This is a genomic window from Sphingopyxis sp. JAI128 (genome assembly GCF_014207235.1).
In the GTDB taxonomy this organism is placed as follows: domain Bacteria; phylum Pseudomonadota; class Alphaproteobacteria; order Sphingomonadales; family Sphingomonadaceae; genus Sphingopyxis.
The window spans coordinates 358,820-370,359 of record NZ_JACHDA010000005.1 but is presented as its reverse complement, the minus strand read 5'-3'; the positions used below and the strand labels follow the sequence as shown (position 1 = coordinate 370,359).

The window sequence follows — 11,540 nt, the reverse complement described above, 5'->3', positions numbered from 1 at the left end:
CGACAAATCCCCGCGACCCATGACTGCTCCTCAAAAAGCAGTCTTGAATCAGACGCAGCCCGCTTTGGGAATCCCTTTTGTCAACACGGCCTAGTGCCTTCAACGACGTGGACACGGACGGCTGACTGCATTTTGCGGCTAAACCGAGCGCAGTGCGGCCTAGGCCTTTTGGCTTCGCGTGAGCGAGCAGCAGTAGTACTTCGAACTTCGACGGCACACTTTTGCCGACAAAAACTTCGCCATTAATCGATTCGATGAGAGGGATGCATCCGCGGGTTAGGGCGGTCATCGCATCCGCGACAGCCTTCTCGCTCGACTTGTGGAACAACCGGAGTAGCTCGGCCGTGATCCAGCCCGCCGCTGCGACGGTGAGGGCAACGTCGATGGCGGTTGGGTCGATTTCTTTTACGTGCACTCCGTCGCGTTTGCTCCGAAGATCATAGATCATTCCATATGCGGCGCGAGGGATCAGAAACCTGAGGGACTCCTGCAAGTTTGTGTCGTTCTCAATCGTGCGTATTGCGGCCTGAACCTGTTTGATCTCGACAGGCGTTTTACCTGTTCTGACATGTTCAATAAATCTCAGCGTGTGCTCGACAAAGCGACCTGCTTTTACCAGTGCCCCTTCGAAATCCCCGCCGCTGTGCTTTGCGACGAGTTGTTCGTATGTCTCCAACAGCTCATTCGCGAGCACTTCGGGAACGACTGTCGAGAGGTCTGCTATGATCGCTTCACGCATTATGCGCTCCTATAAGACCAGACATCCTTGCCGCCCTCTGACAACTTTTTGCGTGTCAGCTTGCCGGATCTCACCATGTCTGCGATCGGCCCGGAAAGTGATGTTGTCTTGGCGATAATCGCCATTTCATGAAGGCGCGCGACTACATCGCTCAAGGTGCGGTCGGTGGCGAAGAAGCCGCTCTCGACGAGACGATCCAGAGAACTGCGGATTGGAACTCCGCTCTTTTTGCGCGCCTTAGCTGGCTGCCCGTCGACAGGCGCCTCGTCGCCTTCTCCATTCTTTCCGTTGCCGCTGATTGCCCGCTTGGACTTGCGCGACGGCGACCGCGCGACGGGCTTCTCGCCTCCTACAATCCGACCAATTGCGTCAAGGTTAGCAACGCGAACTGCGTAGCCGTCCGTTGTGGAGACAATAAGATGAGCATCTTTCAATTTCTTCAGGGTAGGCCGGAGGGTTCCGCCCGGGATGCCAGTCATGAGTTCAAGCGCGCTCGGCTTCGTGTCCACCACCTGAACTTCATCGACGACGTATTGCCAACCAGCCATCGCCACCAGCAGCACCAAGATTTTCGCATCGTTGCTCAGTTGGAGGCCGGCCGGCGTCAGAACTACGTCGTATGTGCCAGGATCGTACCGCACGTACTCACTTATAATTCCTTCAATCGCCGCTTCCGTAAGTTTGCTGCGATCTGCCACGAGGTCTTTCAATGCCATGTCAAAGCTCCCTCAAGCCTGTGTTCCAAAGCGTTTCTCGACTGCCAGCGCCCCCGTACGGGTGACGTAGTAGGTGCCCGCTTTCGCGTGATCTTCCGCGATGAGGCCTTTCCCAATTGCGGTATTAAAGTCGCGAGGAAAGTTGGAGGGGAGAGGTTCCCGGGCAGACTGAAACTTTGACTTAATGTCTTCCCGGGAAAAAGTGTCCTTACTCTCGTGGATCGCCAGATAGTGGCCGATTGCTACTATTTGATCCGGCTTAGTTGCGGCTTTTGCATCATCTAGAAACTCGCGCAGCGACATTCTCACGCGTGCGGCTTGTGGGCTAGGTGAGGTCATATCGGCAGGCAAATCCGCCGTTTCCGGGCCCATAATAACGCTCATTAGAACTGCAACCTTTGCGGCACTGACTTCTCGCTGTATCGAGATGCCAGCACCGGCTACGGTTACGCTAAAAGTTTCTTCGGCTTCAACGCTGGACACTGGTCGGCTCCTACAGTCGAGAGCAGTGGCCTAATTGTCGGTTAGAAACTTGTCAACAATCATACATCGTTAGCGTATCGAAGTATGTGCTTATGTGGCACGATATGCCCCCTATGGCGCGAAAATAGGCCAAATCATAACTTGAACAAAACAAAAACATAAGCCTGCTGTATGGGCATAAGAAGGATGCGTATGGCTTACCTACAAAAAACGGCCATTGATCTAATTGATATAAAAGGATAAAATCTGACGAAGTACCTTGCCGTACGCATCTCTCTCTTGCCGGTACGTGAGGATTTAATTTTGGCATGCGGGGAGGCGGAGGGGCGCTTCATGGGCGGAAGGGCGACCTCCAAAAATCGAAACGTCCCGCTAGCGGACACCTTGGGTTGCTGTACGACCGCCCTGCTGCGCACTAAGGTCTCTCAGTTGCGAGGGGAGGAAACGGTGGATTCGGGTAATCTTGCTGATTGGGTGAGTGCAGCTGCGACTTCGATTGCAGCTATAGTCGCGCTTATTGTGCCCTTCTTAATGCGCAACATCGATAGAGCCACAGGGAAGGCGGACCAGAAGGAAGCCGTCGTCCAAATTTGGATTCTTATTGAAAGGTCTGTGGTCAGCTATCTCGAAATTAGGGGCGCTTCTGAGCAGGGAAATCCTAACCCAAATCCCAACAGGGCACGGCAGGTTGCCGTAGAATGTCTAGCTATCGGCGACGCCCTTCGAAGAATGCTGAATCAGCCGCGATTGGATAGCGATCTACTGGTGGCTGGTGCCGCCGCCATTTCGGTTTGCGAGGGGACTGCGAATGCCGCGACCCAGCTTGCAGACGACGAATTTTTTGCAGCGCACGACATTGCCACTCGGTATCACCATCTAGCGCAGCTATCGAACAGCCGAAATGAAATCGTGCGCCAACGGTTTTGCATTGTGCGCCCGGCTAACCAAAATTTGCCCGTCGTTTGACCGTGTGGAGACCGTTCCGCAATTCTAGAGTGCGATAGCGAAACGGTATTGCTCTTCTTCGCCGGTTGCGGTGCACCATCTTTTCAATGACTTAGATTGATTTGGCCACAAGACTTTCATACTGAGGGTCCGCAAACTTTGACATTCCAAAGAGCCTAAGACTCTCGAGCGTGTTTTGCGGGATCTGCGTGGGCTGCTCGCAACAGCAACCGCATAGCAATCACAAATTTGCTGCCGCAGCGTTCCTGCGTCTGTTTTGCGCCCGATTTCAGTCGTACCGTCCAATGAAATGGCGACCCGAAAGCTGCCATTTGCAGAGGCGGAGACAAGGCGATGGGTTCGCATCCGGTATCGAACATTCGCTTTATTCTCACACCATTATTAAACCGGACGGTGTTCGTGCCGGGCTTTCCGTCAGCAGAAATTTAGATGGCCAATCAGCGCGCGCGCTCGACTATCAGGTGGCACCGTAGATCGATCGTTTCACCGTCTGGGCTCTTGATCGATCGGTGAGTTCGTTCTGAAGATAATGTTCTACCAGCAATTGAACTTCGCTCGTCGATCCGAGCACGACCGGTATCCTTTGATGAAGTGATTCTGGTTCGATATCCAGAATGGCTTGGCCGTTACTCCAGGTGCGGCCGCCGGCCTGTTCTATAAGGAGCGCCATGGGAGCGCCCTCATAGAGCAGGCGCAGTTTTCCGCTCTGCATTCCCGGCCGGCTGTCCGCAGGATAGAGGAAAACACCTCCGCGAGTTAGAATGCGGTGCACGTCCGCCACCATCGAGGCCGTCCAGCGCATGTTGTAATCGTGAGCGAGTTGGCCCAACGAGCCGGCGAGGCAATCATCGAAATATCGCTGGATCGGCTCCGGCCAGTAGCGACGGTTCGATGCGTTGATCGCGAACTCCCGGTTCGTATCGGGAATTTTCATAATCGCGTCGGTCAGGATGAACGACCCGATGTCGCGATCGAGCGTGAACCCCGACACGCCTCGGCCAAGCGTCAGCACCAATATCGTCTGCGGACCATATATGGCATATCCGGCCGCCACCTGATTGCGTCCCGTCTGGAAAAAATTTTCCTCGCGAATATCTCGTCCGGGCGACGCCTCGGGTGCTTTCAGGACCGAGAAAATCGTGCCGACCGAGAGGTTGACGTCGACATTGGAGGAACCGTCGATGGGATCGAAAACGAGCAGATATTTGCCCTTGGGATAGTGGCTCGGCACCACCCGGATGAATTCCATCTCTTCTGACGCGAGGGCCGCGAGTTGGCCGCCCCATTCATTGGCATCGAGAAAAATCTCATTCGCTATGACGTCGAGCTTCTTTTGTACTTCGCCCTGCACATTTTCGGTTTGCAGGCTGCCGAGTGCATCGCCAAGCGCGCCCTTGCTGATCCGGTGGCTGATCGACTTGCACGCGCGCGCGACCAGTTCGATCAACAGCCGCAAATCGGCCGAAATGTCGCCCGATCGCTCGGCCTCGATCAGAAATTGGGATAAGGATTTTCGGCGCATGCGCAGCTCCTTCTAGGTCGCGTGGGCCCTATGGCACTTGGCAGCTGACACGATCGAGGCGCGGCCGGCGCACGAGGCAAAGTCGCCGCATCGCGAGGCAGATCTAGAATATCGGATCCCCGATCGCGGCCGGGACGACCGTTCGGCGACTTGTAAAGCGCGCGGTAAGCCAGCGGCGGAGCGGCCGGTCGTAGAGGAGGAAGGCGGCGTAGGAGATCGCCAGCGTCAGGGGCAGAATGAAGAGGCCGTTGAGAAACGGGTTTTGGGTAAAGCCGATCCCCAGCGTCTTGCACGCGCCGTTCATCGTCCAGATCAAGGGAACATGCAGCGCATAGAGCGGATAGGACAGATCTCCGAGCATCTTTTCGGCGCCGGTAAAGGGGCCCGAATGCACGACTTTCGTGCCGGCGGCGATGATATAGGGGAAGACGAGCGCGAGCAGCGCCATGACGGCGAGCGGCGGCACCAGGTCGCGAGGCAGTACCAAAGCGGCGACAAGCAGCAGTGCGAGCCACCGGCCACCCGGCAATACGGCACCGGTGGTGCGGTCGCGACAGCGAAAGATGATCATGCCGAGGGTGAACGAGAAGGCGACGCGGCTGAGCGCATGTATATATCCAGTCGCGGTATCGCCCGCGGCGGATCTTAGATCGGCCGGACCGAATGTCATCATGGCCCAGACATAGCATCCGAGCATGGCGACCAGGGCGATGACGGCCAGTCCGAAGATATTGACGCGATAGAGGACCAGCCAGAACGCGAGATAGGCAATGAACTCGAAATGCAGCGACCAGAGTGCATTGTTCAGCGGGAAGAAGCCGGCCACGCCGCCGTCCAGATCGAAGGGGATCATCGCCAGTCCGCCGACCAATTGGGTAACCAGCTCCTCATTTATCGGGCTGCCGCTCTCTTGGAAGGAGAGCATCGCAAATCTCGTAAATCCCAGCAGGACGCCGGCCGCGATCATCGGATAGAGCCGAATGAACCGCTGGCGGATGAATTGAGCCGATCTGCCCTGGGCGAGAAGCCGCTGTTCATAAGCGAGCGCGACGACAAAGCCGCTGAGGATGAAGAAGAAATCGACCGCGAGTAATCCCGATCCGAACAGCTCTTTTCCATTTCCCTCGAACCAGTGGAGCAGCAGCACCATGAGCGCCGCGACGCCGCGCAAACCATCTAGGAAGATATAATGCTGCTTTGGCGCCGCGGGGCTATCCGACATGGAAGCGCTCCACCGCAGGCGGGTTATCGGCGATGCATATGGTGACGCCCATGGTCCGGAACTCCAGCGAGTCGTGACCCGACGAAACTGGCATCATTTCGCACTTGCAGCAATTTTTCTTTTCGCACTTGCACAATTTTTCCAGCCCGTCGGCCAGCGCTCGGTTAGCCTTTCGCAGACTGTCCGAAATGGCACTGCTCGGCGGATTTTGCCGCCTCGGTTGTTTCTGCCGATGGTCGCGAATGACAGTATGACGGCACGTGCGTCAGATATGTTGCAAAGCAGCAAAATAGGAGGCATGAAGGGTTCAAATACAAAGACGGGAGAGAATGTCGCCTGGTCAGGGGTGCGACAATGGATGTCTTTGTTACCGTTCGAACCGAATCCGATTTTCAGCACGCAAAGCGCGGCAGGCGCGGGACGAGAAGTTGGCGCACGGCGCGGCGATCTCGGGCGACCCTTTCCGGATGTCCACTATCATGAGCGCGGCGGCGAGCCCGGCAGTCGTGAACACCGGTGAGCCGTTGCCGCAGCGAATGCGCCGGTTTCGCGAAGAAAGCGGTCTGAGCCGGGCAGAACTGGCCGATCGGACCGGCCTTAGCAGGCCAACCATCTGGGCCTGGGAATCGGGCAAGAGCCGGCCTCGTCAAAGCAATCTCGAAACGCTGGCTCACGCGCTTGGCATTTCCGCGCAGGAATTGACGGGAAAGGACCAAAGCGAAGCGATGTACCGGGAGATGGATGCCATGGGATTATCCGCCTGGCGCACTGTCGGCATACCGGCAGGGGCGGGCAATGCGCATCGATTGAGCGTTCTCATCTATGGAGCGCAGCTCGTCATCGCAGCAATGGCCGGCGTCGACGCCCGGAACGTGCGGATCTCCATCAAGCGCTGAGCCTTATACGGCGGCGCGTCGTGGCTCTGATCGTGTGTTGGCGAAGGCGTGAGCATTGCGCTGACTGCGCTATCTGAAGTGCCTGGCTATCCGGTTGTGTAGTCGAAGGCGGCAACGGACGGAGCCCCAAATAACCGTCTGTCGCCGCCTTCGTAGGGAACGGTCCCCGCCCGCGGCAGGCTTGCTCAATAGCAGCCGCGCGCGCCAAGAATTGCAGGGATCGTCCTTGCGCAGATTTCGATGTTCGAATGAAGGTTCCGGGTCTGGACATAACGCACGTCGAGCGCGACCCGTTCGTCATACGTCGTGTCGTTGCGACCGCTGATCTGCCACAGGCCGGTAAGGCCCGGCCGCACGGCGCAATAATATTCAAAGCTCCGGCCATAGCGCGGCACTTCGCCCGCGACGATCGGCCGCGGTCCGACGACGCTCATCTGACCTGCCAGAATATTGAACAACTGCGGGAGCTCGTCGAGGCTGGTTTTACGCAGCACGCCGCCGATTGCGGTAATCCGTGGATCGTTGCGCAGCTTCTGGTCCGCCGCCCATTCGCGAGCCGCATTTTCATCGGTTGCAAGGAGCATCGCCAATCGCTGTTCGGCATCAGCCGCCATCGACCGGAACTTCATGCAGGGAAAGGTCTTGCCGTCCTTCCCGATCCGCTGCTGCACGAACAGGGCGGGACCCTTGTCGGTGGCCTTGATAATGAAGAAGATGACAAGGAGCAGGGGGAGGAACAGCACGAGCGCGAACAGGCTGATTGTGAAATCGAAAAGGCGAATGATCGCATCTTCGGCCTCGTCGCGGTCCCAAAGGCCCATATCGACGGAGTTTGCCGCTTTCGGATGATGCAGTGCCCCGAGAACGGAATCGCCGAATTGCTCGACGCTCGACCGCGGCAGATTTGCGATACTCATCGGACTATCGAGTGACATAAACGATCCCCTGTCGAAGATGACGCTATGCTTGAGTCCGCTCCCAGCCCTTTTTTCTTGCCGAACATTTCATTGATCGCTGACCGAACTCTATGGCAAGCAGCCCGCTCGTCAAGATTTTTTTGCACTGCAGCATAAATCGGGCGCCAGCGGCCGGTAAATATCCACTTCTGGCTGATAAACTGCCCCAAAGCGAAGCATCGCTGCGATCAAAATACACGCTCGGGGACGCGAATCGTGTCGCCTGGCTGGACGGGCGTGCTGCCGTCGACACTGTAGAGCTTTTCATCCTTTTCCATTTTATGCCGGATGAACACCTTCTTCTGGGCAGCACGATAGGAAAAGCCACCGGCTCGCGCGACCGCGCTGAAAATCGTCAGGCCGTCGACAAAGGGATATTCGCCCGGCTTGCCGACCTCGCCGAGAATATAATAGGGCCGGTAGTTGGTCACTTCGACAACCACATTCGGATTGTTCAGCAACCCCTCGCCAAGCGCCTTCGTCAAGATCGCCTCGAACTCGCTGATCGAAAGACCGGCCGCCGGGATCTCCTCGACGAGCGGAAAGGATATCTTGCCTTCGCCATTGACCGGATAGGTGCCGCTCAACCGTTCTTCGCCATAGACCGTGATCTTCAGCTGGTCGCCGCTGCCGAGCCGATAAACGGCTTGTTCCGGTGTGATCGCCAGCGTTGGCAACGCCCCCGCCGCGGAACAGGCGGACAGAAGCAGCGCAGCGGCCAGGATCATTCGTCGCATCATCATCATTCTCCCAATCACCCGATTGTTGTCGGTGAGTTTCGAAACTGATCGCCGGCGCAACTGCGCGCGACGAACATTCGCGCGCCGCCCAGCGGCACGACGCGCGATGGATCGCCCGTCACCACACAATCCCCGGGCTTCGCCACGCCGTTGTCGGTCGCGACGATGCCCTCCAAGGGGACAACAAAATAGGGACCCCTTCCGTCGAGCCGCGGGATGCTTTCATGAGCAATCGACAGCTTGAACTTCGGTCCATCGACGAGCCGTCCCGCCTTTTCGATCGACACATGCCGCCGCATCGCGGCTGGGTAGGGCTGGGCATTCGAGACGTCGATCCCGTGGTCGAGGTGCAGCTCGCGCGGTCGTCCATAATCGTAGAGGCGATAGGTGATGTCGGCATTTTGCTGGATTTCGACCAGCGAAATTCCGACGCCGATCGCGTGCACCGTGCCTGCTGGAATATAGAAGAAATCGCCCCTTTTGACAGGAATCCACTCCATCAAGCTTTCGATATCGCCATTGCGGCATGCTTCGCGCAGCTCGTCGGCGGTAAGTTTACGCTTCGTACCGATGCCGACGCTGGCGCCCGGCTCGGCATCAAGGATGTACCAGCATTCCTCCTTGCCTTGACGGTGTCCGGCGCGGCGCGCTTGATCGTCGGACGGATGGACCTGGATCGATAGCTTTTCGCTTGTGAAAATATATTTGATCATCAGATCCAGCGGGCGCCCCGGCATCTCGAACCAGATTTCGCCCACCGGATCGGAAAGCGTGGCGTTTGGTGTGCCGAGGGGGGTGGGGAGTGTCCGGCGCCCCCAAGGTTTTGCGACCCGCATCGTGTCGAGCTTGAGCGCCGCGATCGGCATGCCGCTATAATGCAACATGGCTGCGCCCCTTTCCGGCCGTGCCCGAAATGTCGGTTTGCGCGGACCAGAAATCCTCGACCGGGCCGGTCATCCCGGGGCGCGTCATCGCCACGGCCAGGTTGGCGATGACAAAGCCGATTGCGTCGCCGCAATCATAACGCCGTCCTTCGAAATTATAGCCGAAACTGTCGCCCTTGGCGGCCGCCCGCGCGAGCGCATCGGTCAGCTGGATTTCGCCGCCGGCACCGCGTTCCTGTGTCGCGAGGAGCGCCATGATGTCGGAGTCGAGAATGTAGCGGCCGACGATCGCCATGTCGGACGGAGCGTCAGCGGGCGCGGGTTTTTCGACCATGCCGCTGATCCGCGTCACCGAGCCGATCTGCTCTTCGGGAATCACGATGCCGTAACGTTCGCTGTCGCGCGGATCGATCCGCTGGGTGCAGATGATATTGCCGCCATGTTCGGCATGGACAGCCGCCATCTGTGCAAGGCAGCCAGGTTGGCCGACCATCAGATCGTCGGGCAGGAGGACGGCAAAAGGTTCGTAGCCGACGAGCTCGCGCGCGCACCAGATGGCATGACCCAGCCCGAGCGGTGCCTGCTGCCGAACATAGGAGACGCTTCCCGGTTCGAGCCGCGTCTGGGCCAGCGGTGCCTGGGATTTTCCGCGTGCGCTCAGCGTCGCCTCAAGCTCGAACGCGACGTCGAAATGATCCTCAAGCGAGGATTTTCCGCGCGACGTTACAAAGATGAAATGCTCGATACCTGCTTCGAGCGCCTCCTCGACCGCATATTGGATCAGCGGCTTGTCGACGATCGTCAGCATCTCCTTTGGAATGGCCTTGGTCGCGGGCAAGATGCGCGTGCCCAGCCCGGCAACGGGAAAGACGGCCTTGCGGATTTTTTTCACGACGCGGACACCTCCAAATGATGTTATCCGCCTCCTGCATCCTCTCTTTTTTAAGTGTTTTGCGTGCCGGATCGTCGGTCCGACTGGAAGTTCCCGTTAAAGTCTATCCATCGCGCCCGGTCTGCGCCCAGGCACTGGCTGCTGCTCGTCCGCTCGAAATGCGAGCAATTCCAAAAGGCCCGATCGACGCCGGTGCGACGATCGCGAACATAGAGAAAAGCGACTGCCTCCCGATCCGCGCTCGACATCGGCAAGGCGTTGGCGCGGCCGCTGCTTTCCAGCCATCCGACCACCTTGCAGAATTTCTGATCGCCGCAGACGTTTAGCGCCTGCATCGCGAGTGAACCGCCATTCCCCTCTTCGTGCGCATTGATGAAATGGACGCCTTCGAGCGAGGGCGGAGGCATTGCGGGCGCCTCCAGCGAGGCGAGGGTGGTTTTTCCATCGGCGACCGCCACGGGGACGAGGCCCGTCGCGTCAGCGATCATGACAGCGTCCTCACCGAGCTCTGCTCGATGCGATAACGAGAGCGAGGCGAGTTTTGTGATGGGCTGCTCGTGCCCTGCATAGCCTTGACGCATCGCGGCGGGCTGGCCCCACTTTCCGCTCCAACGGAAGAAGAGATGCGTGTCGACCTGTGCGATTTTTTCGAGTTTTGCGCTCCAGATCGGATGCACCCAATCGGTGTGATAGTGGGTCGCGAGACCAACGGACGCATCGACCAGGCCGCCAAGTGCCGACCGCGCGCGCGCGCGCGTCTCTGCCCAGGCAAACTCGGACGGCGTACGACGTAGGGCGCCGTCGCAGGTGAAGGTGAACTGGCATCCCGTCGTTCGTTCGCTTCCCTGGAACACGACGCCGCATACGGTCGCCGGGAAGGCGGGATGACGAACGCGATTGAGGACCACCTGCGCGACGGCGCGCTGGCCGTGGTCGTCGTTGCCCCCCTCATACCACATGGCCGCGGCAAGGCAGTCGACCGCTTTTTCGCGGCTCGCGGTATCACCGGCCAGCGCGAAGGGTCGCGCGACCGGCATCGGGGAGGTACTGAAAGGTATCGCGGCGTTGATCTCGCGCGCCGATTGCGGGTCGATCTTGTTGAACAGCAGTGGCTCGGGAAGCGGAAGATCGCTTGGAACTCCGGGCGCACCTAAATGAGCGGCGGCGAGCCGGGATGCGATATTGCGCTGTTGCCCGATCGTTCCACCGGTGAAGCTCGCGAGGACGACCAGCAGCGTCAGCGCCGCCGCCGCCTGGTATATCCGGTCCTGGATAGCAAATCGCGTCATCGAACTCCGATCGACCAAAATGCTGGACTGCCCGAATTCCGGGCGGCGCTCTTCAAGATCACCACAGGAATGTGACACAATCAAAAAATATTGCAATGCAACAAAGATCGGCAAGGCCGGTCAATGGCGGGAAGATTGTCCAAACCCTTGGTTATGGTGTCAGGAAAATCACTATTTAACTGATATTTAAGTTCCCGCTAACGAGCGGCCTCCCTGTCTCGTTCCGGTACCGACC

General features: G+C 58.3%; 13 protein-coding genes. 3 read left to right on the top strand and 10 right to left on the bottom strand.

All coding sequences use genetic code 11. The features are described 5' to 3' along the window. From HDC35_RS14570 to HDC35_RS14560, 3 genes are all read right to left on the bottom strand, one after another. Nucleotides 1-739: hypothetical protein (locus tag HDC35_RS14570; protein ID WP_184647997.1), on the bottom strand; the 739-nt coding region annotated here is incomplete at its 3' end. Further along, nucleotides 739-1,455, bottom strand: coding sequence for a hypothetical protein (locus HDC35_RS14565; RefSeq protein ID WP_184647995.1), 717 nt, complete (start codon nt 1,453-1,455; stop codon nt 739-741). The genes HDC35_RS14570 and HDC35_RS14565, both read right to left, overlap by 1 nt. A gap of 12 nt (nt 1,456-1,467) precedes the next feature. Further along, entirely contained in the window at nt 1,468-1,938 is a 471-nt protein-coding gene (locus tag HDC35_RS14560; RefSeq protein WP_184647993.1) for a hypothetical protein, read from the bottom strand. A 447-nt stretch (nt 1,939-2,385) separates the two neighbouring features. Here HDC35_RS14560 and HDC35_RS14555 point away from each other — a divergent pair, with 447 nt between their 5' ends. Then, a complete protein-coding gene (locus HDC35_RS14555) occupies nt 2,386-2,904 on the top strand; it encodes a hypothetical protein (RefSeq protein WP_184647991.1) in 519 nt (172 codons plus the stop codon). A gap of 457 nt (nt 2,905-3,361) precedes the next feature. On the opposite strand, the gene HDC35_RS14550 is transcribed toward HDC35_RS14555, so the two are convergent. Further along, a complete protein-coding gene (locus tag HDC35_RS14550) occupies nt 3,362-4,426 on the bottom strand; it encodes a class 1 fructose-bisphosphatase (RefSeq protein ID WP_184647989.1) in 1,065 nt (354 codons plus the stop codon). Nucleotides 4,427-4,529: 103 nt separating this feature from the next. Then, nucleotides 4,530-5,648 (bottom strand): acyltransferase, encoded by a 1,119-nt coding sequence (locus HDC35_RS14545; RefSeq protein ID WP_184647987.1) that lies wholly within the window; start codon nt 5,646-5,648, stop codon nt 4,530-4,532. Here HDC35_RS14545 and HDC35_RS14540 point away from each other — a divergent pair. Together HDC35_RS14540 and HDC35_RS14535 are read left to right on the top strand one after the other, a co-directional pair. Then, nucleotides 5,647-6,168 (top strand): hypothetical protein, encoded by a 522-nt coding sequence (locus HDC35_RS14540; RefSeq protein ID WP_184647985.1) that lies wholly within the window; start codon nt 5,647-5,649, stop codon nt 6,166-6,168. The two genes, HDC35_RS14545 and HDC35_RS14540, sit on opposite strands and share 2 nt — an antisense overlap. After that, complete coding sequence (locus HDC35_RS14535) at nt 6,155-6,544, top strand: helix-turn-helix domain-containing protein (protein ID WP_184647983.1); 390 nt, start codon at nt 6,155-6,157, stop codon at nt 6,542-6,544. The genes HDC35_RS14540 and HDC35_RS14535 overlap by 14 nt, the downstream gene beginning before the upstream one ends. A 185-nt stretch (nt 6,545-6,729) precedes the next feature. On the opposite strand, the gene HDC35_RS14530 is transcribed toward HDC35_RS14535, so the two are convergent. The 5 genes from HDC35_RS14530 to HDC35_RS14510 all read right to left on the bottom strand — a co-directional run bounded on the left by HDC35_RS14530 (nt 6,730) and on the right by HDC35_RS14510 (nt 11,419). Continuing rightward, nucleotides 6,730-7,479 (bottom strand): sugar transferase, encoded by a 750-nt coding sequence (locus HDC35_RS14530; protein WP_260397747.1) that lies wholly within the window; start codon nt 7,477-7,479, stop codon nt 6,730-6,732. Between the two features lie 209 nt (nt 7,480-7,688). Beyond that, nucleotides 7,689-8,228 carry a polysaccharide biosynthesis/export family protein gene (locus HDC35_RS14525; RefSeq protein ID WP_260397746.1) on the bottom strand — a complete coding sequence of 180 codons (540 nt, stop codon included), beginning with the start codon at nt 8,226-8,228 and terminating at the stop codon, nt 7,689-7,691. A gap of 26 nt (nt 8,229-8,254) precedes the next feature. Further along, nucleotides 8,255-9,124, bottom strand: a complete 870-nt coding sequence (locus tag HDC35_RS14520) for a class I mannose-6-phosphate isomerase (RefSeq protein WP_260397745.1) — start codon at nt 9,122-9,124, stop codon at nt 8,255-8,257. Then, nucleotides 9,111-10,016: a UTP--glucose-1-phosphate uridylyltransferase gene (locus HDC35_RS14515; protein ID WP_184647979.1), complete on the bottom strand. Its 906-nt coding sequence runs from the start codon at nt 10,014-10,016 to the stop codon at nt 9,111-9,113. Before HDC35_RS14515 ends, HDC35_RS14520 begins: the two co-directional genes overlap by 14 nt. A 50-nt stretch (nt 10,017-10,066) precedes the next feature. Then, nucleotides 10,067-11,419, bottom strand: coding sequence for a cell wall hydrolase (locus tag HDC35_RS14510; protein WP_260397744.1), 1,353 nt, complete (start codon nt 11,417-11,419; stop codon nt 10,067-10,069). Between the last annotated feature and the right edge of the window lie 121 nt (nt 11,420-11,540).